Raw genomic sequence first — 24,803 nt, forward strand, 5'->3', positions numbered from 1 at the left:
TCCGATCTCTCACTGTGCGAGCAGCGCTGCTCCACTGCCCGGAGCGTGCGCACCGGCGACGGCCGACCCTGACCCACCTGCATCGCGTGCACGACATCGTTGTGAGACCGGAGGACGACGTGACATCTGCATCCGCCCCGAAGCGAACGAAGCAACGCCGGGGTGAAGGGCAGTGGGCTCTCGGATACCGCGAGCCGCTGAACCCGAACGAGCGCTCCAAGAAGGACGACCACCCGCTCAACGTGCGCGCCCGTATCGAGAACATCTACGCCCACCAGGGGTTCGAGTCGATCGACCCGGGTGACCTCCGCGGGCGTTTCCGCTGGTACGGCCTCTACACGCAGCGCAAGCCCGGAATCGACGGCGGTCGCACCGCCACGCTCGAGCCCGAGGAGCTCGACGACTCCTACTTCATGCTGCGCGTGCGCATCGACGGCGGTGCGTTGACGACCTCGCAGCTGTCCCTGCTCGGCGAGCTCTCCCAGACCTACGCGCGCGACTCCGCCGACATCACCGACCGGCAGAACATCCAGTACCACTGGATCCGCATCGAGGACATGCCCACCATCTGGGCACGCCTCGAGGAGGCCGGGCTGTCCACGATGACCGCGTGCGGTGACGCGCCCCGCGTGATCCTGAGCTCCCCGGTGGGCGGCATCGCCTCCGACGAGGTGATCGACCCCACACCGGCCGTCGAGGAGATCCAGAACCGCTACCTCGGCGACCCGTCGCTTGCCAACCTGCCGCGCAAGTACAAGACGGCGATCTCCGGGCTGCAGGACGTCGCGCACGAGGTGCACGACATCGCCTTCGTGGGGGTCGAGCACCCCGAGCACGGCCCCGGCTTCGACCTCTGGGTCGGTGGCGGGTTGTCCACGAACCCGATGATCGGGCAGCGGCTGGGCACCTGGGTGCCCCGCGACGAGGTCCCCGAGGTGTGGGCCGGGGTGACGAAGCTGTTCCGCGACTACGGCTACCGCCGCCTGCGGCACCGCGCGCGCATCAAGTTCCTCGTCAGGGACTGGGGCGCGGAGAAGTTCCGTGAGGTCCTCGAGTCCGAGTACCTGGGCAGGCAGCTGGTCGACGGCCCGGCACCGGAGGTCCCCGAACAGCCGCGTGACCATGTCGGCGCGCACCGGCAGAAGGACGGCAACTACTACGTCGGTGCCGCCCCCATCGCGGGGCGGGTGTCCGGTGGCACGTTGCTCGGCGTCGCCAAGGCGGCCGAGCGAGCCGGATCCGGGCGCGTCCGGTTGACGCCCCAGCAGAAGCTCGTCGTGCTCGACGTCCCCGAGTCCGAGGTAGCGGGCCTGCAGTCCGAGCTGAACACCCTCGGACTGGATGCGACGGCGTCGCCCTGGCGCCGTGGCGTGATGGCCTGCACCGGTATCGAGTTCTGCAAGCTGGCGATCGTGGAGACCAAGGACCGCGCCAAGCAACTGGTCGCCGACCTGGAGCAGCGGCTGGCCGACATCACCGACGGGATCACCACGCCGATCAGCGTGCACCTCAACGGCTGCCCCAACTCCTGCGCGCGCATCCAGACAGCGGACATCGGCCTGAAGGGCCAGATCGTCACCGACGACGACGGCAACCAGGTCGAGGGCTTCCAGGTCCATCTCGGTGGCGGTCTCGGGCTGGACGCAGGGTTCGGCCGCAAGCTGCGTGGCCACAAGGTCACCAGCGCGGAGCTGGGTGACTACGTCGAGCGGGTCGTCCGCACGTTCGTCGAGCAGCGCGAAGAGGGCGAGCGTTTCCCCCAGTGGGTGCAGCGCGCCAGTGACGACGATCTGAAATGAGTGAGCGTGCGACGCCGTTCCACTGCCCCTACTGCGGTGACGAGGACCTCCGGCCCACAGAGGAGGCCGACGCGCCCGGTGCGTGGCTGTGCGCCGCGTGCCGGCGAGTGTTCACGGTGAAACTCATCGGATTGTCCTTTCCGGAAGGTGCGAGATGACAGCAACAGATACCCGGGAGCGCCTCAAGGCACTCGCCGAGCAGGGCGCGTCCGAGCTGGCCGAGGCCACCGCCGAGGAGGCTCTGCGGTGGGCCGTCGAGGAGTTCGGCGAGCGCCTGATCGTGGCCTCCAACATGCAGGACGCGGTACTGATCGACCTCGCGGCCAAGGTCAAGCCCGACGTGGACGTGCTGTTCCTGGAGACCGGCTACCACTTCGCCGAGACGATCGGCACGCGCGATGCGATCGCCTCGACGTACCCGCGGATCCGCATCGTCAACGCCGAGGCCGAGCAGTCGGTCGCCGACCAGGAGGCCGAGTTCGGGCTGCTGTACCAGACGCAGCCCGACAAGTGCTGCCACCTGCGCAAGGTCGTGCCGCTGCAGCGCACCCTCGCAGGCTACGACGCGTGGGTCACCGGGGTGCGCCGGACCGACGCCCCGACGCGGGCGAACACCCCGATCGTGCAGTGGGACAGCCGCAACGGGCTTGTGAAGATCAACCCGATCGCGCCGTGGACCGACGAGCAGTTCAACGCCTACATCGCCGAGCACGGCATCGTGGAGAACCCCCTGGTCACGGCCGGGTACCCGTCCATCGGCTGCCAGCCGTGCACCGCCAGGGTCGCCGCAGGGGACGACCCCCGCAGCGGGCGCTGGGCGGGTTCTGCCAAGACCGAATGCGGCTTGCACGCCTGAGGGAAGGAAACCATGACCGCTGAACACACCGTCGAGCCGGTCGCGCCCGGCTCGGGCCAGGACGCGGCGATCGACAACCTCGCCGCGCTGGAGTCCGAGGCCATCCACATCTTCCGCGAGGTGGCCGGAGAGTTCGACCGCCCGGTGATCCTGTTCTCCGGTGGTAAGGACTCCACCGTGCTCCTGCACCTGGCGATCAAGGCGTTCTGGCCCGCGCCGGTGCCGTTCCCGCTGCTGCACGTCGACACCGGGCACAACTTCGACGAGGTGATCGAGTTCCGGGACCGGGTCGTGGAGAAGTACGGGCTACGGCTGGTCGTGGCCAAGGTGCAGGACTGGATCGACGACGGCCGCCTCACCGAGCGCCCGGACGGCACGCGCAACCCGCTGCAGACCACGCCGCTGCTGGAGACCATCGGCGAGCACGGCTTCGACGCGGTGTTCGGCGGCGGCCGCAGGGACGAGGAACGCGCACGTGCCAAGGAGCGCATCTTCAGCCTGCGCAACGCGTTCGGCCAATGGGAGCCGCGCAGGCAACGTGCCGAGCTGTGGAACCTCTACAACGGACGGCACCGTCCCGGTGAGCACGTCCGGGTGTTCCCGCTGTCCAACTGGACCGAGTTCGACGTGTGGAACTACATCGCGCGGGAGAAGGTCGACCTGCCCTCCATCTACTTCGCGCACCAGCGCGAGGTGTACCTGCGGGACGGCATGTGGCTCACCGAGGGGCCGTGGGGCGGCCCGCGCGACGGCGAGGACGTGCACACCAAGACGGTGCGGTACCGCACCGTGGGCGATGGTTCCTGCACCGGCGCGGTCGAGTCCACGGCCGCGACGATCGAGGAGGTCATCGCCGAGGTACAGGCCAGCAGGTTGACCGAGCGTGGCGCCACCCGAGCGGACGACCGCATGTCCGAGGCCGCCATGGAGGACCGCAAGCGTGAGGGGTACTTCTGATCATGAGTTCACTGTTGAGGCTGGCCACGGCGGGCAGTGTGGACGACGGCAAGTCCACGCTGGTCGGCCGCCTGCTCTACGACACCAAGTCGGTGCTCGCCGATCAGCTCGACGCCGTGACACGTGCCAGCGTCGACAGGGGGTTGGACACCCCTGACCTGTCGCTGCTGGTCGACGGCCTGCGCTCGGAACGCGAGCAGGGCATCACCATCGACGTGGCGTACCGGTACTTCGCGACCCCGCAGCGCTCCTTCGTGCTCGCAGACACCCCGGGGCACGTGCAGTACACCCGCAACACCGTCACCGGCGCCTCCACCGCCCAGCTCGCGGTGCTGCTCGTCGACGCGCGCAACGGGGTCCTCGAGCAGACCCGCAGGCACGCCGCTGTGCTCGCGATGCTCGGAGTGCCGCGGCTGGTGCTGGCGGTGAACAAGATCGACCTGGTCGACTACGACGAGAGCACCTTCGAGGTGATCGCCAAGGAGTTCACCGATCACGCCGTCTCCCTCGGCTACCCCATGGGCGAGGTGCTCTCCATCCCGATCTCCGCCCTGCAGGGCGACAACGTCGTGACCCGCTCCGAGAACACGCCCTGGTACACCGGCCCGGCACTGCTGGAACACCTGGAGACGGTGCCGGTGGCTCCGGACCCGCACGACGCGCCCTTCCGGTTGCCCGTGCAGTACGTGATCCGCCCCCGGACAGCCGAGTACCCGGACTACCGCGGGTACGCCGGGCAGATCGCGTCCGGCACGGTGCGGACCGGCGACGAGGTCGTCGTACTTCCGCAGGGTCTGCGCTCCACCGTCGCCGGCATCGACACCGCGGACGGCCCGCTCGGCGAGGCCGGATCGGGCAACTCCGTCACCGTGCTTCTCGACGACGACCTCGACATCGCGCGGGGCGACCTGATCGCCTCCGCAGGCTCGGCTCCCGAGCCTGCGGACGAGCTCAGCGCGACCGTGTGCTGGCTGGCAGGCTCCGCGCTGCGTGCCGGTTCGCGGGTCCTGCTCAAGCACGGCGCGAAGACCGTCCAGGCCTTCGTCGAGGAGATCGTCGCACGTTTCGACGAGCAGCAGCTCCGGGCCGTACACGCCCCGGAGAGCCTGGAACTCAATCACATCGGGCAGGTGCGACTGCGCACGTCCGAGCCGCTGCCCGCCGATGACTACCGCACGTCGCCACGCACCGGCTCGTTCCTGATCATCGACCCGAAGGACGGCGACACGCTGGCAGCCGGCCTGGTGGGTGTCGGGTTCCCGGCGCTGGGTGACGCGCCTGCCGCAAGCGCCGACGGGCAGGGAGCCACGGGGTGAGCACACCGCCACTGGTCGCCGTCGCGCACGGGAGCAGGGATGCGCGTTCGGCGACGACGGTGCGCGCGCTGGCCCGCGCGGTGCAGGGTCAGGCACCGGATCTCGAGGTGCGCACCGCATTCCTCGACCTGTCCGAGCCCACGCTCGCCGAGGTGCTCGGCGAGCTGCACTCCGCGGGGCACAGGGATGTGGTCGTCGTGCCGCTGCTGCTGGGCAGCGCCTTCCACGCCCGCGTGGATCTTCCGGGGCTCATCGCGGACATCGGCACGAGCATGCCGCTGCTGCGTGTCACCGTGTCCGGGGTTCTCGGACCGGACCCCGCGCTCGAGTCGGCGGCACTCGACCGGCTGCGGCAGGCGAGAGCCGAACCCGGCGACCCCGAGCTCGGGGTGGTGCTGACCGGCGTCGGTTCCTCCCGCGCGGCCGCCAACGAGGCCGTGGCGACCATCGCACGCCGCTGGCACCGCAGCACGGGGTTCGCCGCGGTCACGCACGCCTTCGCCACCGCACGGCCGGGCACGGGCGCCGCGCTGGCCCGGCTACGTGCGCGCGGGGCACGCGAGCAGGCGATCGCGCCGTGGTTCCTGGCTCCCGGCCTGCTCCTCGACCGGATCGCCCGCGAGGCTCCCGACTGCCGCATCGCCGAGCCCCTCGGGGACCATCCCCTCGTCGCCGAGCTGGTCCTGCACCGCTACCACGCCGTGTCGGGCAGCACGGCACACCGTGACGGGCACCATGTCACACCGGGTCACGCGGCGACGGCCCAGCCGACACTGACACTGCCGACCGCGGCCTCCCTTGCCGGCTGAACGTGCCGATAGCCTGGGGCGCATGGCAGACGAACTTGTGCACTACGCGGTGTCCGGCGGCGTCGCGACCATCACCCTGGACTCACCACACAACCGCAACGCGTTGTCGGCGCAGCTGCGGCGCGAACTCAGCGCGGGACTGACCACGGCACACGAGGACCCCGATGTGCGGGTCATCGTGCTCGACCACACCTCCGAGGTGTTCTGCGCCGGGATGGACCTCAAGGAGGCGCGGGACACGGACGCCTCCGAGCAAGGCGTCAACGAGTTCCCCCACATCCTCACGCAGATCCTGACCGGCGCGAAACCGGTCGTCGCCAAGCTCGCCGGACCGGCAAGGGCAGGTGGCATCGGCATCGTCGCCGCCGCGGACATCGCCGTGGCGAGCCGCGCGGCCACGTTCGCCTTCACCGAGGTACGTCTCGGTCTGGTACCCGCCGTCATCTCCGTGCCCATCCTGCCCAGGTTGCTGCCTCGCCAGGCCCGCGAGCTCTTCCTGACCGGGGAACGGTTCGACGCCGACCGGGCGGCACAGGTCGGTCTGGTCAACTCGGCGGTGGAGCCCGATGCGCTGGACGGCGAGGTCGACCGGTACGTCACCGCGCTGGCGCATGGCGGGCCGGACGCCCTTGCCGCCACCAAGAGTCTGCTCGACTCGCACGACGAGCTGCAGCAGCGTTTCGACGAGATGCTGTCGCTGTCCGCGGAGTTTTTCGCCGGTTCGGAAGCCCAGGAAGGCATCACGGCGTTCACGCAGAAGCGCGCACCGAGCTGGGTCCCTGAGTAGGCCCCGTGCGCCGGTGCCGAGCGGCCCGCCCTCCCCACTTCCCTGCGGTGGGGGCGGGCCGCCGCCTCAGCGTTCGGTGAGCACCACGGTGAACCTGCGGCCGTCGCCGGGCCTGCCCGCGGAGGCCAGCGCGCGCTGGGCGTCCGAGAGCACGCTGCGGATGGCCAGGTAGGCCTTGGGGTCCGCGTCGGCGAGGTCGCTCGCCGCGCTCCAGATCAGCACGTGCTCACCGGCCGGAAGCCAGGACAGGTCGGTCAGGCAGTCCCGCAAGGCATCCAAGCTGCGCTCGACACCGTCGGGAAACGACAGCGTGGTCGCGATCGCGTCGAGAATCGACGCGCTGTCCCGCAGGCCCGTACCGTCGAACTGATGGGCGTAAGCACCCCGCGCACGTGCGTCCGCGGCGGCAGTCGCACCATCGGGTGCCGACTCCTGCTTCACCACCGGATCACTCACTGGAGATACCTGCCGATCTGGATCGTTGTTGCTGGACGGATCTGTTCCGGTCACTGCCAGTCACTCACGTCACGGGGCCGCACGTAAAGCCGGCCGCGGACCGGTCGGCCGCGGCCGGGACCGCCTCGGAGCTGGTCGCCTCCCGCGCCTGCTCCTCGCCGAGCAGCTCGGAAGCGAGCCATCCTACGAGGACAAGGATGAGTAAGCCGACCAGTGCGATCGTGATCCGCCGTCTGGAGAACACACCGAAATGGTAGGGACCGCCTGACGGGTCGCCGTGACCGCCCCGCTCATCGCCGCTGCGATCCGACCGGCCACAGGGCTTACCGGTACTGCCGTACCGCGCGGTACGTTGGGTCCATGTTTGCCGTATACGCTTCCGAGCCCAACGCCGAGGACCCGCTGGCTTCCCTGGTCGTCGGTGACCGCCCCGCCGAGGACCCTCCGCACGGGTGGGTCTCGGTCACCGTACGAGCCGCCAGCCTGAACATGCACGACATCTGGACGCTACGCGGCGTCGGGATCAAACCGGACCAGTTCCCGATGATCCTCGGGTGCGACGGTGCGGGCGTCCTCGACGACGGCACCGAGGTCGTCCTCCATTCGGTCATCGGGGACCCGGCGTGGGACGGGGACGAGACGCTCGACCCGAAGCGCACGCTGCTGACCGAGAAACACCAGGGCACCTTCGCCGAGAAGGTCATCGTTCCCGCCCGCAACGCCGTACCGAAGCCGCCGGAGCTGTCCTTCGTCGAGGGCGCGGCCATGGGTACGGCATGGCTGACGGCCTACCGGATGCTGTTCGTCAAGTCCGGGCTGCGCCCCGGTCAGACGATGCTGGTCCAGGGAGCTTCCGGCGGAGTGGCCACGGCACTCATCCAGCTCGGCCGCGCGGCGGGCCTGCGGGTATGGGCCACCGGCCGCACCGAGTCCAAACGCGAGCTCGCCGCGTCGCTCGGCGCACACGAGACCTTCGAGCCCGGTGCGCGGCTTCCCGAACGTGTCGACGGCGTGTTCGAGACCGTCGGCAAGTCGACATGGTCACACTCGCTGAAGTCGCTCAAGCCAGGTGGCATCATCGTGGTATCCGGCGCCACCAGCGGACCGGACGCTGCCGCCGAGCTGCAGCGGGTGTTCTTCCTGCAGCTACGCATCGCCGGTTCCACCATGGGAACGCGGTCCGAGCTGGCCGAACTGCTCGAGTTCGTGCGGCTGACCGGGATCCGGCCGCAGATCGGCAGGGAGCTGCCCCTCGCCGACGCGGAGAGCGGCTTCCGGACCATGCTGGACGGGGAGACCTCCGGAAAGGTCGTGTTCACCACCTGACGGACCGGCACGGCGACCGGGCGAGGTCAGGGTGTGGCTCCCGGCCCCGTCCGGCGCGAACGGGGATCGCCAGACGCGCCCTACTCCGATCAGCGGAGTCCGGCCCGACCCCCGGCCGGGCCGGACTCGCAGGTCACAGCCGTTCGAGCGGGTTGATACGGCTTCGTGACCGGGCAATTGCCCGGCATACCGGCACTGCTGTGGGTAGCCTGTGAGTATGACCACAGGACCGGAGCAGGAGGTGCCCGACCAGTCGGGCATCCGTGCCGGGTACCAGCGGTTCGCCGGTATCCGCACGCGGACGCTCGAGGTCGGGGCCGGCCCGGCCGCGCCGGAACGACCGCGACACGGTCTGCTCCGCAAGGCACGCGCGGGGTCCGGCAGGCCGCACCGACCCCGGTTCGTGCTGCTGCACGGCTACTGCGACAGCGCCGACACCTGGCGCGGCGTTCTCCGCGGGCTCGCCGCGGCGGGACACTCCGCCATCGCGGTCGACCTCCCCGGCTTCGGGGAAGCCGACGACCTGCGTCCCGGCCAGATCCTGCCGCAGCACGACGCGTTCCTGCGGTCGGTCATCGTCGAGCAGGCCGTGCAGGGCGACGTCGTGCTCATCGGCAACTCGCTCGGCGGAACGGTGAGCCTGCGCGCCGCGCACGACCACTCCCTCCCCATCGCGGGCGTGGTCTCCATCGCGGCACCCGGCTTGGCGGACAGCCTGCTGGTCCGCACGGTGGCACGCAACCCGCTCCCGCTGCGGCTGTACGCGTCGCTGCCGGTCCCCGTGCCGAGCGCCGTCGTGCGAACCGTGGCGAACGCCGTCATCCCGCGGCTGCTCTACGCCGACCCCTCCGAGGCCGACTCCGCCGAGACGGACAGGTTCGCCGAGCTGGTGTCCGACTACGCGCGCACCAAACTCCGGTTGGAGCAGGCACGGCAGCTCGTTTCCGAGATCGACAACGCGTACCAGCTGGACAAGATACGGGCGCCCTTACTCGCGGTCGGGTGCGGCAAGGACAGGCTCGTCAGCACGGCCGCTGCCAAACGGCTACACACGCTCGTGCCGCACAGCAGGATGCTGGTGAAGCAGGAATGGGGGCACTGCCCGCAGCTGGACGCACCGGCGGAGCTGGCGCAGCTCATCGCCTTCTTCGCCGCCAGCTGCCGCCGGAGCGCCACGAGCGGTGCGGCGCCGTCCCGGACCACCCCGAGCTCCCTGGCCGGCTAGCGCCGCCGACGTCACAGCCGGTCGCGCGCGACATCGAGGGCGTCCCTGGCCTGCTTGGCGAGGGACTCGATGATCTCGGCCGCCGGCTTCTCCTCCGCCAGCTGGTACGTACGTCCCGCCCACAACGACATGGCCTCCGGGTCACCCGCCTCCGTAGCGGCGGCGCGGATCGGTTTGGTCATGTGGTGCAGCTGGGGGTAGGCCACCGGGGCGTGCGCGGAGTGCTCGCTGATGAACCTGTTCACCAGTCCCCGCGCGGGACGGCCGGTGAACGCGCGCGTGAACCTGGTGCCGCGGCCCGCCCTCGCGAGCGCGTCCCGGTACACCGGCGACGTTCCGGACTCGGTCGCGCGGAGGAAAGCGCTGCCCATCTGGGCCGCGACCGCTCCGGCGGCAAGTACCGCCGCTACATCGGCCCCGTTGACCACTCCTCCCGCGGCGATGACCGGGATATCCAGCTCGGCGTGAAGGCTGCGCAGGGCGGCAAGCACCCCGTAGAGCTCGCCGCCGGCCGCGTCTGCGCCCGTGTCGGTGAAGGTTCCCCGATGGCCGCCCGCGTCGCACCCCTGCACGCAGATCGCGTCCGCACCGAGCGCAGCGGCCTGGCAGCCCTCCTCCGGGGTCGCCACCGTGATGACCACACTGCTGCCCGCCTTCTTGACGCGCGCGATATCGGTCGCCGACGGCATCTGGAACGTGAACGACACGACCGGAATGCGGCTGGCGACAACGGCATCCAGCTTCGCCGGGTAGTTGTCGTCGTCCCAGACGGCGCATCCGGGCTCGGCACCGTATCGCTGCCCCTCGGAACGCATCCGGTCCCGGTAGTCCGACATGTCCCTGGCAACCCGCTCCCGCGGCACGAACAGGTTCACCCCGAACGGTCCGTCGGTCAGGCGCCTGGTCCGTCCGATCTGGTCGACCAGCTTCTCGGGAGTGAGCATGCCGCCCGCGAGGAACCCGAACGCCCCGGCGTTCGCCGCAGCGGCGACCAGCTCAGGCGTGGAGGGCCCACCCGCCATCGGGGCCACGATGACGGGTATCGGTAGGTCGGAGAACATAGCCCGAGCATAGGACCCGCGAAAGCGGCCACCCGGACGGGCGATGCCGTAATCGCACATACCCCCGACCACACGCCGCGCGCCTACTTCTTGCCCTTGCTCTTGTCGGCGCCCTTCTCGCCCTTGTCGACCTTGTCGCCCGAGCCCTCCGTGGACAGCGCGGCAACGAAGGCTTCCTGCGGTACCTCGACCCTGCCCACGGTCTTCATCCGCTTCTTGCCTTCCTTCTGCTTCTCCAGCAACTTGCGCTTCCGGGAGATGTCGCCTCCGTAGCACTTGGCCAGCACGTCCTTGCGTAGCGCCCGGACCGTCTCGCGCGCGATGATGCGCGAGCCGACGGCGGCCTGGATCGGAACCTCGAACTGCTGCCGCGGGATCAGGTCGCGCAGCCGCGCGGTCATCTTGGTGCCGTAGGAGTAGGCGAAGTCCTTGTGCACGATCGCCGAGAACGCGTCCACCGTCTCGCCCTGCATGAGGATGTCGACCTTGACGAGGTCGGATTCCTGTAGCCCGGCGTCCTCGTAGTCCAGGGAGGCGTACCCGCGGGTTCGCGACTTGAGCGAGTCGAAGAAGTCGAAAATGATCTCGCCGAGCGGCATCTTGTAGCGCAGCTCGACACGATCCTCGGACAGGTAGTCCATCCCGAGCATCTGGCCGCGCTTGCCCTGGCACAGCTCCATCACGGCACCGATGAACTCGGCAGGGGCGATGACGGTCACCTTGCTCATCGGCTCGTGTACCTCGGCGATCTTGCCGGTCGGCCAGTCCGACGGATTGGTTACCTGGAGCTCGCTGCCATCGGTGAGGTAGACGTCGTAGACCACGTTCGGGGCGGTGGAGATGAGGTCCAAACCGTACTCGCGTTCCAGCCGCGCGCGCGTGATCTCCAGGTGCAGCAGGCCGAGGAACCCACACCGGAACCCGAACCCGAGAGCCACGGAGTTCTCCGGCTCGAACGTCAGCGACGCGTCGTTGAGCTGCAGCTTCTCGAGCGCCTCACGCAGCATCGAGTACTCCGACCCGTCTATCGGATACAGTCCTGAGTAGACCATCGGCTGCGGTTCCCTGTACCCCGGCAACGGATCCGTGGCGCCATGCTTCTCGGAGGTGACCGTGTCACCGACCTTGGACTGCCGGACATCCTTCACCCCGGTGATCAGGTAGCCGACCTCGCCGACACCGAGGCCCGTGCACGAGTTCGGCTCCGGCGAGATGATCCCCACGTCGAGCAGCTCGTGCGTGGCCCCTGTGGACATCATCTTGATCCGCTGCCGTGGCGTGATCTTGCCGTCCATCACCCGGATATAGGTCACCACACCCCGGTAGATGTCGTAGATCGAGTCGAAGATCATCGCGCGCGCCGGCGCGTCGGCGTCGCCGACCGGTGCGGGAACCTGGCGGACGACCTCGTCGAGCACCTCGCGCACGCCGTCACCCGTCTTCGCGGAGACACGCAGCACATCGGTCGGGTCGCACCCGATGATGTGGGCCAGTTCATCGGCGTACTTGTCCGGCTCCGCGGCCGGGAGGTCGATCTTGTTCAGCACCGGGATGATCGCGAGGTCCTGCTCGAGCGCGAGGTACAGGTTCGCCAGGGTCTGTGCCTCGATTCCCTGTGCCGCGTCGACCAGCAGGATCGCGCCTTCGCAGGCGTTCAACGCACGGGAGACCTCGTAGGTGAAGTCGACGTGCCCGGGGGTGTCGATCAGGTGCAGCACGTGCTCGGTGTCGTCGAGAGTCCACGGCAGCCGCACGTTCTGCGCCTTGATCGTGATGCCGCGCTCGCGCTCCAGGTCCATCCGGTCCAGGTACTGGTCGCGGTAGGCACGGTCGTCGAGCACCCCTGTCAACTGCAGCATCCGGTCCGCAAGCGTCGACTTGCCGTGGTCGATGTGAGCGATGATGCTGAAGTTCCGGATTCGCTCCGGGGGTGTGAAGGTCGTATCTGCGTACGTGGTCACTCGGCGTCCTCGGGATGGTCGGGTGTGCGACCTCCATACTCCCACGTCGGTACGGGCAGCCGTGACGATGCTCCGGGACCGCCCGCCGGGAGCCGTCGCCCTCACCGCGGGCACGCGTACTCAGCGCGTGTCCTCCCGCAGTGGATGCCCGGCCGGGACCTCGACCAGCACGATGCGGGTGCCGTCCGGGTCGGAGATCCAGGCCTCGACCAGCCCCCACGGCTCCTCCCGGGGCTGCCTGTCGATCGGCACGCCCCGTTCGGTGAGGCCGGTCACCACCTCGTGCACGTCGCGCACCTGCAGCCACAAGGCGACATCCGGTCCGGGCCCCGTACTACCGGTACCCACGATCTCGAGGAAGCCGCCCCCGAGGAAGAACACCGTCCCGCCGGGGAACTCCCGGTACACCGCCAGCCCGAGCGTCTCGGCGTAGAACGCCCGCGTGAGCTCCGGGTCCCGGGGTTTCAGCAAGACTCGGCTGCTGAGCACGTCCATGACCCGTGCCTACCCGCTCTGCGGCCACGGACACAATCCCTGCTGGTCGGACCACCGCTATGGCGCCGATGCCGAGCAGCACCACAGCGGAGCCGTGCATCCGTCTCGCCGGGTCCGTCTCACCCGGCACGCGCCGGGCGAACAGCCCGCCGCGCCGGTACAGACCTTTGCACCGCGGACCCACCTCGCAGGGGAGCCGGAAACCGTGCCGTGTACCCTGGACCGTTGTTGCCGTGTGGCATTCCGCCAAGGAGGAAGCCTGTCGCCGCCTCGCGCGCGTCAGGGCCGGAGAGAACGCGGCACGCATCCCACCGATGATCGAGCAGACGAAGGAGCGCCAGCGTGGCCAACATCAAGTCCCAGATGAAGCGTATCCGCACCAACGAGGAGGCGCGCCAGCGCAACCAGGCCGTCAAGTCGTCGGTGAAGACCGCGATCCGCAAGTTCCGCGAGGCCGCCAAGGCCGGCGACAAGGACAGGGCGATCGAGCTCCAGCGCGCGGCGGCCCAGAAGCTGGACAAAGCCGCGAGCAAGGGCGTCATCCACAAGAACCAGGCGGCCAACAAGAAGTCGGCAATGGCCAGGCACGTCGACTCGCTCTGAGGCGGCTGCCCCGGCCGCTGCAAGGCCCCCGCAGGCACGAATCCCCCTGGTCCCGCGCCCGGGGGATTCGTGCTGTACGGCCAGGGCCGAGCGGTCCCGTCAGGACTCGCGCAGCGCGGCGATGCGCCGCGTAGCGCGCTCCAACGCGTACTCCCCGTCGGCGGCTGCTCCCTTGACCTCGGCGTTGAGCTCCGCGACGATCTCCAGCGCCGTGGTCAGCCCCTCCCGCGTCCAGCCGCGGGCCTGCCCTTGCGCCTTGCGCACCTTCCACGGCGGCATCCCGAGCTGGCTCGCCATGGTGTTCGGGTTGCCCCTGCCCGCCGAGGCGACGCGCGCCACCGTGCGCACGGCATCGGCGAGCGCGTCGGCGACGAGCACGTGCGCCACACCGATGTGCAGTGCCCACCGCAGCGCGGACAGCGCAGCGGTGCCGTCACCGGCCACCGCCTTCTCCGCGACGACGAAGCCGGTCACGTCCGCGCGACCGGTGTGGTACCTGCGAACCGCCTGCTCATCGATGTGCCCTCCGGAGTCCGCGACCAGCTGACCCGCCGCGGCCGCCAGCTCCCGCAGGTCGGTTCCCACGGACTCGACGAGCGCCGTCACGGCACCCGCGTCGATCGCACCACCGGCGCCACGCACCTCCGCCCGCACGAAGGCCTCCCGCTCGGCCGGTTTCGTGAGCTTGGCGCACTCCGTGACCGCGGCACCCGCGTGACGAAGCGTCGCAGGCAGCTCCTTGGCCGCCTTGCTCCGACCTCCACCGCTGTGCACCACGACGAGCACGACACCGGGGACGGGGTCCGGTACGTAGTTGCCGATCGCTTCCGCGGCCTCGTTCGAGACGTCCTGGGCCGAGTCCAGCACGACCACCCTGCCCTCGCTGAACAGCGTGGGGCTGACCAGTTCGGTCAGCGTGCCCACCGTCAGTTCGCTCGCCGGGATCCGGGTGAGCTCGGTGGACGGATCGGCTCGCCGAGCGGCGTCCAGGGCGGCGGAGATGGCCCGTTCGACGAGCAGGGCCTCATCGCCGAGCACGAGCTGCACCGGCCGCGCCGCGTTCGCTGGCTCACTCACGCGGCCATCCTCGCACGTGAGGCGGCCAGGGATCGCCGTGGCACCCGGACACACCTCGAGCCCGCTCCGGCGGCCACGGGAGTACGCCGCCTGCCACGGACGGCGCCCGGCCGTGGCCAGGGCGGGAAAGAGCGAGGAGTGTGACGCAGGTCTAGTCGGCACGCCAGCGCGTAGCAGCCCCCTTGCCCGTGCCGTACGGTGTAGTACGGGTGGCCTTGTCCCCGGATACGTCCCCGGATACGTCCCCGGATACGTCCCCGGAAACGACCCCGGGATACGCCGCCAGGTAACCATGGAAACGAGCTGGGATACGGTAAACGTGGAGCGTAGCGCGACCACAAGTGGACCCGACGATTCTGTGCGACAACTCGATAACGCTCATCCAGAGGGGCAGAGGGACCGGCCCGATGAAGCCCCGGCAACCGGCGTTGGCCAGTCATCTCGATCAGCGAGGTAGCCAGCGCACTCGGTGCCAATTCCGGCCCATGACTCACCGTGGGGCAGATGAGGAAAGGACCTCTCGATGACAGCAACGTTCGGCGCGACCTCGACCAGCTCTTCCGCTTCCGGAAGTATCGACCTGGGACCGGCCGCGTACCTGAAGTCGAAGGAAGAGGGCCACGAGCAGCCGCTCGCTCCGGACTTCGTTTCCGCGGAGGACTTCTCTCCGCTCGAGGTGGCCTACGACTTCGGCACGGTGCGCCGGTCCGACATCGAGTCGGGCCCACGCAACATCTGGCGCTACAAGAAGCTCCTGCCCGTTCCGAGCAACGTCGACCAGATCCCCAACACCGAGCCGGGCTGTACGAAGCTGATCCGCGCCGACCGGCTGGCCAAGGAGCTGGGCGTACGCCGGATCTGGGTCAAGGACGACACGGGCAACCCCACGCACTCGTTCAAGGACCGGGTGGTGGCGGTGGCACTCGCCGCCGCGCGCGAGTTCGGGTTCGACGTGCTCGCCTGCCCGTCGACCGGCAACCTCGCCAACGCCGTTGCCTCCGCCGCTGCCCGCGCGGGATGGGACTCCGTCGTGCTGATCCCGTCCTCGCTCGAGCAGGCCAAGGTGCTGACCACCGCGGTCTACGACGGCTCCCTGATCGCCGTGGACGGTAACTACGACGACGTCAACCGGCTGGCGACCGAGCTGGCCTCCGAGAACGAGAACTGGGCGTTCGTCAACGTCAACGTCCGGCCCTACTACTCCGAGGGGTCCAAGACACTGGCGTTCGAGGTCGCCGAGCAGCTCGGCTGGCGCATCCCCGAGCAGATCGTGGTGCCCATCGCCTCCGGCTCGCAGCTGACCAAGGTCGACAAGGGCTTCACCGAGTTGAGCGAGGTCGGGCTCGTGGAGCCGTCCCCGTACACCGTGTTCGGCGCCCAGGCCACCGGCTGCTCCCCGGTGTCCTCCGCGTTCAAGTCCGGCCTCGATGTCGTGCAACCGACCAAGCCGGACACGATCGCCCGCTCGCTGGCCATCGGCAACCCCGCAGACGGGCCGTACGTGCTCGACACCGTCAACCGCACCGGCGGCGCGATCGAGGACGTCACCGACGAGGAGGTCGTCGAGGGGATCAAGCTGCTGGCCCGCACCGAGGGCATCTTCGCCGAGACTGCAGGCGGGGTCACCGTGGCGTGCGCGAAGAAGCTCATCGAGGCCGGCAAGATCGACCCCGACGCGGAGACCGTGCTGATGATCACCGGCGACGGGCTGAAGACGCTGGACGCCGTGCAGGACTCGGTCGGCCCGAAGGCGACGGTCACGCCGACGGTGGACGCCGTGCGCGAGGCCCTCGGTCAGTAGCGACGCGCGATGACGATGCCGTCCCGCGCGGGCACGACAGCGATGTCGCCCGCGCGGTCGGTGCGCGCGATCCGCGCTCCCACGCCGGTGAGCTGGTCGACGACTGCCGTGTCCGGGTGATCGTGCCGGTTTCCCTCCCCCACGCTGATGACCGCGACAGCGGGTGCGACAGCCCGCAGGAAGTCCTCCCGCGTGTGCCCGCTGCCGTGATGCGGCACCTTCAACACGTCGGCGCGCAGGTCGTGGCCGGCAGCGAGCAGGTCGCCCTGGGCGGCCACCTCCCCGTCCCCGGGGAGCAGGATCCTGCCGGCAGGAGTGTCGGCGGTGACGGCGAGGGAGAGGTCGTTCACGGGCGTGCCGCCCGGCTCGGCCGCCTGCTCGGCAGGCACGTGGCGCGGACCGATCACCCGGAGGTCCAGCCGGGACCAGCTCATCGCATCCCCCGGTGCCAGCTCGACCAGCGGCACGTTCTCGGCCCTCGCGGCGTTCACGACGGCTGTCCACGCGCGCTCCGGGGTACGTCCCGGCCCCACGGCCACCGCGTCGACCTGCGTAGCGTCCAGCACCGCCGGTAGGTCGCCGTAGTGATCCTCGTGCAGGTGCGTGACGACGAGCAGCGGGACACGATCCACGCCCGCCCTGTCGAGGCATGCCGCCATCCCGCTTCGTGCACTGCCGGTGTCGAGCACCACGGCACTGCCTGCCTCGCCGGTCGCGAGCAGCAACCCGTCACCCTGGCCGACGTCGCAGGCGAGAAACGCCCAGCCCGCGGGAGGCCACCCCGGCGCGGACAGGCGCACGACGGCCCATACCACCAGCGCCAGAACCAGACAGGCCGCCAGCACGCGACGGGGCATCCGGTACCGGAAGGCGAGCGCGCAGGACAACGAAACCAGTGCCGCGAGCCCACCGCCGATCCACCCATCCGGCCAGCCGAGCACGCCCGCAGGGACGTCCGCGGCACCGCGAGCCACGAGCAGTAACCAGCTCAACCCCGGCCACGCCGCCCGTGCGAGCAGCTCACCGAGCCAGGGCGCGGCGCCTGCGGTCGCTGTGGCGAGCGCGCCGAGCACGGTCGTCACCGCCACGGCGGGGGTGGCCAGCAGGTTCGCCCCGACCGCGACCAGGCTGACCTCACCGGCCATCCCCGCGATGAGCGGGGCTGTCGCGAGGAACGCCACCAGCGGGACGACTCCGGCCGAGGCGATCCCGACCGGCACGCCCGCAGACCGGAGCGACTCGACCCATCGCGGCGCGAGCACGACCAGTGCCGCCGTCGCCGCCACGGACATGGCGAACCCGAACCGCACGGCCATCTGCGGGTCGTACAGCACGAGCACGCACACCGCGAACGCCAGCGCGGGCATCGCCGCGCGCTGCCGGCCGAGGAACAATGCGAGCAACCCCACGGCCGCCATCAACCCTGCCCGCAGCACGCTCGGGGTGTAGCCGACGGTGACCACGTACCCGGCGAGCACCAGCCCGGCGAGCGAGGCCGACAGTCGCGGGCCGCTTCGCACTCCCCGCAGCAGCAGGAACACGGCACCGCACACGACGTTCACGTGCATGCCGGAGACGGCAACGAGGTGCGACATCCCGGCAGCGCGGAACTCGTCGAGCACGCGACGCGGCAGGCCGGAGGTGTCCCCGACCACCAGGCCCGGGAGCAGGCCTGCCGCGTCCTCGGGCAGCACCGAGCTCGCCGCTCGCAGGTCACGGCGTAGCGCGGCGCCACCCCGCTGCCAGAAGGGTGCGTCGCTGACCGTGGTCGGGGGCACGTCGCCGGGCACGCGAACCGTCGCGACCGCGAGCTCGCCGTCCCGCGGTGGCGCGAGGGAACCGGAGAGCGCGACCGTCTGCCCGGGCAGTAGCCGTGACCACTGCCCGGCAGGCGCGAGCAGCACCACGCGCCCCGTGCTGTCCAGCCGCTTGCCGTGCACGACCGCGCTCTCGACCCGGGCCGTGAGCAGCACGGACCCGGTTCCCTGCCGCTGGTGTGCCGCGCTACCGGACCGCAGGGGCCGGGGCCGCTCTCGGACGGTGACCCGCGCGTGGACGGTCGAGGAGCGCTCGGCCTCGGCGTGCAGGGAGTCGTGTGTCGCTGCGTGCAGCCGGATGCCGAGCAACACGGCGCTGAGCGCGCCTGCGAGCAGCAGCGCCACGGCGCCCGCGACCGCCCTCCCGCGCCGGGGCCGTCGAGCCAGCATGACGGCGGCAACGATCGCGGCGAGACCGCCGCACACCGGGGCCCACCACCACGCGATCCGCAGCCCCAGCAGCGCGGCCAACCAGATCGTGCCCGCGGCCGGAACCAGCCGGAAGTCCTGCCTGGTGTGATCCGGGGCGTCCGCGGCGGCAGGACCGCCGATCATTCCACGGTGACCTTGTCCCGCAGGCTGTCCAACCTGCTCTCCCCGATCCCCTGGACCTCGCGCAGCTGCTCGACAGCGGTGAACTCACCGTGCCGCTCCCGCCACTCCACAATCCGGCCCGCGGTGACCTCTCCGACTCCCGGCAAGGTCTCCAGCTCGGCGGTACTCGCCCCGTTCAGGTGGACCGGACCGGACTCCTCCCCGGGCGTCCGTCCTCCCGGGTCGCTCGGTTCCGGTCCCATGCCGGGCGGGGCGGGCACCCCGACGTAGATCTGCTCGCCGTCGGTCAACGGCCGCGCCAGGTTGATCTCCATGAGGTCGGCACCGGGGTCCTCGCCTCCGGCAGCCTCGACGGCGTCCGCGACACGCGACCCGGCGGGCACGGTGACCAGTCCCGGCTCGGCGACCTCCCCCACCACACTGATCACCAGGTCGGCCGCGCCGTCCCGGGGCTCGCCCCCGTCCGCACGCGTGTCGCGCTCCCGCGGAGTCCGTGGCGGCGAGGTGGGCGCGGGCTCCGCGGGACCATCACGCACGACCTCGCCGGTGGGCGACTCGACGTGCGCGGGGACGTGCTCCTGGCTCTCCTGTCCGCCGGACAGTGCCCACGCTGTCACGCTCAGCACCCCCACCACCGCGACGGCCGGGAGCAGCACGACCAGGACCGGCAGGCGCCGCAGGCCGGAGCGCGGCCGGTCGGCAGCCACGGAACCGCTTCCTCCCGGCTCCTCCCCGGCACCGTCCCCGGTCCGATCCCGTGCCCCGGTACCGCCCGGTATCCAGCGTTGCCGCAGCCGCGCGACCCATCGCGATGCCAAGAGCGTGAGCCGGCCGGGCATGCGTGGGGTGACGAGTGCTGCTACCGCGTCGGCATCCGTAGCTGCCGCGTCCCGGCGCCGGGGCCTGCCGGCCAGTGCAGCCAGTCGCTCTGCGGCGAGCTCGGACTGCGCGGGCGTACGTGGCGACGGTCCTGCTGTTACCTCGGGCACGGCCACGACAGTAGGGCGCGCCGGGCCCGCTACCCACTGGTTTCCGCCGCGCCTGTGGACAACCCCCACCCCGTGGACATGTGTTGAATGACGCTTTCAGTCCATTCGGAACGCTGAATGACGCTTTCAGCCCGTCTCGCGGACTGAAAGCGTCATTCAACACGAAACCAGGAGGCGAGCTGGGCATGGTCGGATGCCATGTTCCGCAGCTCCCGGTAGGCGCGCATAGCGGGGCCGAGCTCGTCGTTGCGCCGCTTGACCAGGATCAGGCACCAGATCAGCGACGTCAGGCAGGGAACCGCGGCGACCCCGCTCACCGCGAACGCGATGTGCAGGCTCTCGTCGAAGTGCCCGTACAGCAGCCAGGCCAGCGGAGGAGTCACCACGACGAGGAAGAACACCGCAGCCACGTTCGCCAGGATCTTGATCCGCTTCTGCCAGGCGAGGTACCGCGCGCGCACGCGCAGGAGGTTCGTCTCGTCCAGCGGGTCGAAACCCAGCCGGCGGTGCAGCTCGGCGGCGCGGTCGGCCACGCGCCGGTACGAACGCAGCTCCTCGAACCCGCCCGCGTCACCGGATCCGGCCAGTGTGGATCCCGATCCGGGGCCGTGCGCGTCGACGAACGCGCCGTCGCTCGGCCGGACCGCGGCAACCCCGGCCGGTTTGATGATCATGCCGTTGCGCGGCGAGTCGAATGCCGTCCCACACACCTGCCAGCCTGCGGCGTGCACGTACGCGCCGATCTCCTCGGTCGGGACGTTGATGTAGTCGTTGACATCGAGCCAGTACGTGCCGTTCACGCCCGGGCGCGCGGCGGCGAGCTCATCGCGCAACCGTGTCCGCGCATCGACCGCGACTGCCGCCTCAGCCGGGCCGGCCCTGCGGAAACGCAACCGCCACACGTTCGCGTCGAGGTGCTCGTCGACGTAGCGCCAACCCTGCCTGCCGAGCAGCTCGATCAACTCGTACCTCGGCACCTCCCGGTAGGCGACCCGGTCGAGCTCGAGGACGGAACCCTGTGCCTGACCGTGCACCGACCCCAGCGACTCCAGCTGCCGCGTGCGGGCACGCCTGCGTGCCCGCACGCCACCGTCACGTTCGGTGGCACCGAGATGGAACAGAGCACCCAGAGACACCGCGTTCAGCGTGACTGCCACGCAGAGCAGCACCGTGTACAGCATCCCGTCACCCGGTCCGGTCCGCCGGCACGAAACCCATCGGGCCGAGCCGCCTCCGCCCCGGAGCACGCCCGGTGTAGCGCAACCCGCGGCTCGCCGCCAGTTCCTTGACCATGTGTTCGGAGAGCGGGTAGCAGGACGCCACATCCACCGTGCACCCCGACGGTCGGTACTGCGCCTCGAACGCGGCGAGACCCGCCCGCAGTGACCGCCTACGCAGCAGGTACCTGTCGATATAGCCGTACAGCGCGATCGCCGGTAGGACCGCGAAACCCAGGACCGTCAGGACCGTTTCCACAACCTCACCTTCCTGCCCGTGCCGCACATCGCGCTGCTCGGTACCGCCACGCGGCTCAACCGAGCACGGCGGTGATCGGCGAACCGCCGTCCTCCGAGGGCGCCGTGAACGACACGCTGTAGGCGATATCGTCCAGCATCGCAGCGTAGTAGCTCCATTCCGGAAGGCACTGGCTCGATATCCCGAACACGGCGATCCTCCGGTTGCCCGGTAACGGTAGGACGACCTGGGCCTGCCGTACCCGGTGGCTTTGCGGCTGATTCCTCCCGTCCACCGTGTACGGCAGGTGCACGTCGGCCTCGTCGCCGACCAGTACAGCCCGACCCGCCGGGAACTCGGCGAAGGCCACCTCACGCGGCGAGCCGGGCACCCGCAGCCCGTCGGCAAGGGCCATCAGCGGCCGCTCACCGTCCAGATTCGCCTCCCGCACGCATACCGTGAACTGCGCGGTACTCAAGCGCGGCGGCTCGTCCTCCGTGCGAACCAGGCACGTCGCGGCATAGATCGCCCCCTGTTCCAGCAGCTCACCGATCATGACTTCTTGCTGCAGCGTCAGCGAGCCGCACTGCTCGGGCGTGGCACCCTCCAGCGCCGCGCCGAACCGCTCGAAGCTGCGCCGCACCCGTTCCTCGGGGTCACCGTCCAGGTCGATCTCCTGAAAGACCGGCGGGACCGAGAAGTACAGGGGGTCGCCCGTGGCATCGCCTTCCGTCATCGTCATGGCTATCGCGCCGCACCGATACCGCTCAGGATCGTGCCGGACACGGTTCCGGCGTTCGACACGCCCTCATGGTCACTCGCCCCCGCGACGGATGCCGGCACCGCCAGCGCAGACGTCGCCACGTCGAACCTCCCACCCGGCAGGGCGCTGTCCGCGACGGCGTCCACGGCGCCGCGCATCCCACTACTCGTGGTGGCCACCCCGTTCGTGGGCAACCGTCCCGCCGCTTCCAGGCCCCGCGTCATCGCCTGAGCACCGTCGGTCGCCACATCCGCGGTCCGGTAGACACCGCGCGCGCCCCGAAACGCGGCGCCGACGCCGGGAACCATCCCCAGGGCGTCACCGCCGAGACCGACCCAGGCCATCGGGTCGTCCAGGTTGCCGTTGAGCGCCATGTCGGTCGCGTTCGCCGCCAGTGCCACACCGCCCGCCACCAGCGCGATCGGACCCATCACCGGGGCCAGCACGGGGATGCACGCGAGCAACCCCGCGACAGCGGACACGATGCCCGCGATGTCGCCGATCGTGCCGATCGCGTCCCGGAACGCGTCCCCGAGACGTTCGAAGCGGCCGACGTCCGGCGCGATCGCCCCGGCGTCGTTGAGCGCCTCCGCGCAACGCCGCCCGTCGTCACGCCACGCCTCCATCAGATCGTCGCGTGCGATCCTGCGCAGCTCCTCGATTCGCGCCGCGATGTCGTTCGCGCTCTTCAACGCGCTGTCGTGTGCGCCGGCTGCTGCCTGATCGGCCGGATTGGCGTTCCAGTGCTGCCGGGTACGCTCGACGTATTCGTTCGCGTGCTCGAACCGGCGCAGCAGGTTCTGAATGTCGCCTTCGATCTCGACAGCCCGGCGCTGGTGGGCACCCAGCTGGTCGGACCAGGCATCCAGCGCCTTGCCCGCCTGCTCGAGGGACTCGCGCGCGTTGTCGATGTAGCGGGGCAGATCGTCCAGCTGCTCGGCGAAAGCCTCGGCCGCCTCGCCGAACCAGACGTCCTGGCGTCCACGCAGCACCGAATTCAACGCCTCGTGCGCGCGACCGGCGCATTCCGCCGTGTCGAGGAACTGCCTGGCGAACTCCCCGACCAATGACGCGTTCCCGTGCGCCGGATCGAAACCGATCCCGGGGTAATCACCGGGAGCCGCATCGGGTTGCAGTCCTGGTGGAGAAACCATGCCGTACTACCTTTCTCGTCGTGGCACCGCGCCCGGTTCCCCGTTCGTCGACGACGCGTTCGCCTGCGCCGGGAACTGCGCGAACCGTGACGCTGCGCCAGGTAGGACCGACTATCCGAGTCCCTCGGCGGCCTCATCGAGCGCGGAGGCGATCTCGCGCTCGAACTCCGCGTAAGTGTCCTTGGCGTCCTCGAGGCCCTCCCGCACACCGTCGAGGGCTTTATTGATCTTGTACAGCCCGTCGTCCCAGTCACTCCAGAACTCGGTGGCGGCGGCGTTGAGCTCCTCGGGACCGAGCGCTCGGTCCCCTGTGCCCATGAAGCCTCCACCGTGCTGCGACAACCTGCTCGCCGCGTCCTCGATGTCGGCAACGACCCGATCCAGGTCCGTACCCAGCCGGTCAAGACCGTCGATGCTGACGCTGATGTCCACCACGTGCTTCCCTCCACGCATGCTCACGGCAGCCGTGCTCGGACCGGCGACGCGCGCGCAGTGATACCCGCGTAGTGATACCCGCGCAGCGCCCGGCCCAGGCGAAGCCCCCATTCCGGAACAGCTCGGCGAGACCTTAGCACGCGGACACATCCGACGTGCCTTGTTCGCTGAATGACGCTTTCAGTCCATCTCGTGGACCGAAAGCGTCATTCAGCCGTCCTCGTGGCGCTGCACGACGATGCCGAGCGCGCCCGGGCCGGTGTGCGCACCGATCACCGCACCGAGTTCGGTGACCACACAGCGCTCCGCATTCGGCAGGCGCTCACGCAGCTGCCGGGCCACCTGCTCGGCGCGTTCCGGGCGGGCGAAGTGGTGCACGGCGAGCTCGACCCGCCCCGGGCCCGCCGCCTCGGCCGCGAGATCCACCAGCCGTGAGACCGCCCTGCCCATGGTGCGCACCTTTTCCAGCGGCACGATCCTGCCCTGCTCGATGTGCAGCAGCGGTTTGACGGCGAGCGCGGTCCCGAAGAACGCTGCGGCGGAGCCGATGCGGCCACCCCGGCGCAGGTACTCGAGCGTCTCGACGGCGAAGACGGTGCGAGACCGAGCCGCCGTCGACACCGCGGCGGCCTCGACGTCCCCGGCGCCCCCACCGGCCGCGGAGGCTTGCGCCGCCGCGATCGCCGCGAACCCCAGCCCCATCGTCGTGGTGCGCGCGTCGACGACACGGACCCGATCCGGATCGACCTGGCCCGCCGCGCGGACCGCCGCACCCCACGTGCCGGACAGCTCAGCGGAGATGTGCACCGACACGACCGCGTCCGCGCCACCATCCAGGGCCTGCCGGTACACGTGGGCCAGTTCCTCCGACGTGGGCATCGATGTCGTGACGGTGCTCTTCCGCCGCAACGCCGCGGCCAGCTCGGCCGAGCCGACATCGTGCCCGTCCAGCCAGGACGTGTCGTCGATGAGCACGTAGAGCGGCACGACGGTGATGGCATGGTGCTCCGCGAGCTCCGCTGGCAGCTGGGCTGTGGAGTCAGTAACAACGGCGACCGGCACGTCGTGAGCCTAGTAGCCGGCGCTGGACACCGGGAACGGTCGGG

Annotated in this window: 25 protein-coding genes and 1 riboswitch; of the genes, 11 read left to right on the forward strand and 14 right to left on the reverse strand. The window is 70.2% G+C overall.

From position 1 onward, the window contains the following. The first annotated feature begins 119 nt into the window (after positions 1-119). The 7 genes from CHB84_RS11985 to CHB84_RS12015 are packed head-to-tail and all read left to right on the forward strand — an operon-like array spanning position 120 to position 6,524. The gene (locus CHB84_RS11985; protein ID WP_089301792.1) at positions 120-1,799 is read left to right on the forward strand and encodes a nitrite/sulfite reductase; all 1,680 of its coding nucleotides are present in this window, start codon (positions 120-122) and stop codon (positions 1,797-1,799) included. Then, complete coding sequence (locus CHB84_RS23520) at positions 1,796-1,957, forward strand: Insertion element protein (RefSeq protein WP_089301665.1); 162 nt, start codon at positions 1,796-1,798, stop codon at positions 1,955-1,957. The genes CHB84_RS11985 and CHB84_RS23520 overlap by 4 nt, the downstream gene beginning before the upstream one ends. Continuing rightward, positions 1,954-2,655, forward strand: a complete 702-nt coding sequence (locus CHB84_RS11995) for a phosphoadenylyl-sulfate reductase (protein ID WP_089301666.1) — start codon at positions 1,954-1,956, stop codon at positions 2,653-2,655. Before CHB84_RS23520 ends, CHB84_RS11995 begins: the two co-directional genes overlap by 4 nt. Positions 2,656-2,667: 12 nt before the next feature. After that, positions 2,668-3,612: a sulfate adenylyltransferase subunit CysD gene (gene cysD / locus CHB84_RS12000; RefSeq protein WP_089301667.1), complete on the forward strand. Its 945-nt coding sequence runs from the start codon at positions 2,668-2,670 to the stop codon at positions 3,610-3,612. 2 nt (positions 3,613-3,614) lie between these two features. After that, on the forward strand, positions 3,615-4,928 hold the full coding sequence (locus CHB84_RS12005) for a sulfate adenylyltransferase subunit 1 (RefSeq protein ID WP_089301668.1): 1,314 nt from the start codon (positions 3,615-3,617) through the stop codon (positions 4,926-4,928). After that, a complete protein-coding gene (locus CHB84_RS12010) occupies positions 4,925-5,737 on the forward strand; it encodes a sirohydrochlorin chelatase (RefSeq protein ID WP_089301669.1) in 813 nt (270 codons plus the stop codon). The genes CHB84_RS12005 and CHB84_RS12010 overlap by 4 nt, the downstream gene beginning before the upstream one ends. Before the next feature lie 22 nt (positions 5,738-5,759). Then, on the forward strand, positions 5,760-6,524 hold the full coding sequence (locus CHB84_RS12015; RefSeq protein ID WP_089301670.1) for an enoyl-CoA hydratase-related protein: 765 nt from the start codon (positions 5,760-5,762) through the stop codon (positions 6,522-6,524). Positions 6,525-6,590: 66 nt separating this feature from the next. Here the strand turns inward: CHB84_RS12015 and CHB84_RS12020 are convergent, their stop codons facing one another. Together CHB84_RS12020 and CHB84_RS12025 are read right to left on the reverse strand one after the other, a co-directional pair. Beyond that, positions 6,591-6,980, reverse strand: a complete 390-nt coding sequence (locus CHB84_RS12020; RefSeq protein ID WP_245818695.1) for a barstar family protein — start codon at positions 6,978-6,980, stop codon at positions 6,591-6,593. 64 nt (positions 6,981-7,044) lie between these two features. Further along, positions 7,045-7,224 carry a hypothetical protein gene (locus CHB84_RS12025; protein WP_089301671.1) on the reverse strand — a complete coding sequence of 60 codons (180 nt, stop codon included), beginning with the start codon at positions 7,222-7,224 and terminating at the stop codon, positions 7,045-7,047. A 116-nt stretch (positions 7,225-7,340) separates the two neighbouring features. Between CHB84_RS12025 and CHB84_RS12030 the strand changes: the two genes are divergently transcribed. Both CHB84_RS12030 and CHB84_RS12035 read left to right on the forward strand, forming a co-directional pair. After that, the gene (locus CHB84_RS12030; RefSeq protein ID WP_089301672.1) at positions 7,341-8,306 is read left to right on the forward strand and encodes a zinc-binding dehydrogenase; all 966 of its coding nucleotides are present in this window, start codon (positions 7,341-7,343) and stop codon (positions 8,304-8,306) included. Positions 8,307-8,523: 217 nt separating this feature from the next. Continuing rightward, positions 8,524-9,531 carry an alpha/beta hydrolase gene (locus tag CHB84_RS12035; RefSeq protein ID WP_089301673.1) on the forward strand — a complete coding sequence of 336 codons (1,008 nt, stop codon included), beginning with the start codon at positions 8,524-8,526 and terminating at the stop codon, positions 9,529-9,531. A gap of 11 nt (positions 9,532-9,542) precedes the next feature. Here the strand turns inward: CHB84_RS12035 and CHB84_RS12040 are convergent, their stop codons facing one another. From CHB84_RS12040 to CHB84_RS12050, 3 genes are all read right to left on the reverse strand, one after another. Continuing rightward, on the reverse strand, positions 9,543-10,592 hold the full coding sequence (locus CHB84_RS12040) for a nitronate monooxygenase (protein ID WP_089301674.1): 1,050 nt from the start codon (positions 10,590-10,592) through the stop codon (positions 9,543-9,545). 83 nt (positions 10,593-10,675) lie between these two features. Then, positions 10,676-12,553: a translation elongation factor 4 gene (gene lepA, locus CHB84_RS12045; protein WP_089301675.1), complete on the reverse strand. Its 1,878-nt coding sequence runs from the start codon at positions 12,551-12,553 to the stop codon at positions 10,676-10,678. Between the two features lie 120 nt (positions 12,554-12,673). After that, the gene (locus CHB84_RS12050) at positions 12,674-13,048 is read right to left on the reverse strand and encodes a VOC family protein (RefSeq protein ID WP_089301676.1); all 375 of its coding nucleotides are present in this window, start codon (positions 13,046-13,048) and stop codon (positions 12,674-12,676) included. A gap of 342 nt (positions 13,049-13,390) precedes the next feature. Here CHB84_RS12050 and rpsT point away from each other — a divergent pair, with 342 nt between their 5' ends. Beyond that, a complete protein-coding gene (gene rpsT / locus CHB84_RS12055; protein WP_089301677.1) occupies positions 13,391-13,651 on the forward strand; it encodes a 30S ribosomal protein S20 in 261 nt (86 codons plus the stop codon). A gap of 99 nt (positions 13,652-13,750) precedes the next feature. Here the strand turns inward: rpsT and holA are convergent, their stop codons facing one another. Further along, complete coding sequence (holA, locus tag CHB84_RS12060; RefSeq protein ID WP_245818696.1) at positions 13,751-14,728, reverse strand: DNA polymerase III subunit delta; 978 nt, start codon at positions 14,726-14,728, stop codon at positions 13,751-13,753. A gap of 375 nt (positions 14,729-15,103) precedes the next feature. Further along, positions 15,104-15,239: riboswitch (SAM riboswitch) on the forward strand. Between the two features lie 12 nt (positions 15,240-15,251). On the opposite strand from holA, the gene thrC reads away from it, so the two are divergent. After that, positions 15,252-16,529 (forward strand): threonine synthase, encoded by a 1,278-nt coding sequence (gene thrC / locus CHB84_RS12065; protein WP_089301679.1) that lies wholly within the window; start codon positions 15,252-15,254, stop codon positions 16,527-16,529. Here thrC and CHB84_RS12070 read toward each other — a convergent pair. From CHB84_RS12070 to CHB84_RS12105, 8 genes are all read right to left on the reverse strand, one after another. After that, positions 16,523-18,901, reverse strand: a complete 2,379-nt coding sequence (locus CHB84_RS12070; protein ID WP_089301680.1) for a DNA internalization-related competence protein ComEC/Rec2 — start codon at positions 18,899-18,901, stop codon at positions 16,523-16,525. The two genes, thrC and CHB84_RS12070, sit on opposite strands and share 7 nt — an antisense overlap. Further along, complete coding sequence (locus tag CHB84_RS12075; protein ID WP_342743957.1) at positions 18,898-19,890, reverse strand: ComEA family DNA-binding protein; 993 nt, start codon at positions 19,888-19,890, stop codon at positions 18,898-18,900. Before CHB84_RS12075 ends, CHB84_RS12070 begins: the two co-directional genes overlap by 4 nt. 152 nt (positions 19,891-20,042) lie before the next feature. Further along, positions 20,043-21,026 (reverse strand): hypothetical protein, encoded by a 984-nt coding sequence (locus CHB84_RS12080; RefSeq protein ID WP_141134653.1) that lies wholly within the window; start codon positions 21,024-21,026, stop codon positions 20,043-20,045. A 49-nt stretch (positions 21,027-21,075) separates the two neighbouring features. Beyond that, complete coding sequence (locus CHB84_RS12085) at positions 21,076-21,366, reverse strand: hypothetical protein (protein ID WP_141134654.1); 291 nt, start codon at positions 21,364-21,366, stop codon at positions 21,076-21,078. 55 nt (positions 21,367-21,421) lie between these two features. Then, the gene (locus CHB84_RS12090; protein WP_141134656.1) at positions 21,422-22,081 is read right to left on the reverse strand and encodes a hypothetical protein; all 660 of its coding nucleotides are present in this window, start codon (positions 22,079-22,081) and stop codon (positions 21,422-21,424) included. Between the two features lie 8 nt (positions 22,082-22,089). Continuing rightward, positions 22,090-23,262 (reverse strand): putative T7SS-secreted protein, encoded by a 1,173-nt coding sequence (locus CHB84_RS12095; protein WP_089301685.1) that lies wholly within the window; start codon positions 23,260-23,262, stop codon positions 22,090-22,092. Positions 23,263-23,373: 111 nt separating this feature from the next. Beyond that, positions 23,374-23,721, reverse strand: coding sequence for a WXG100 family type VII secretion target (locus CHB84_RS12100; RefSeq protein ID WP_176439921.1), 348 nt, complete (start codon positions 23,719-23,721; stop codon positions 23,374-23,376). A gap of 186 nt (positions 23,722-23,907) precedes the next feature. Next, positions 23,908-24,759, reverse strand: a complete 852-nt coding sequence (locus CHB84_RS12105) for a DegV family protein (protein WP_089301687.1) — start codon at positions 24,757-24,759, stop codon at positions 23,908-23,910. Positions 24,760-24,803: the final 44 nt, after the last annotated feature.

Origin of the sequence: Haloechinothrix alba (genome assembly GCF_900188115.1) — a bacterium.
In the GTDB taxonomy this organism is placed as follows: domain Bacteria; phylum Actinomycetota; class Actinomycetes; order Mycobacteriales; family Pseudonocardiaceae; genus Haloechinothrix; species Haloechinothrix alba.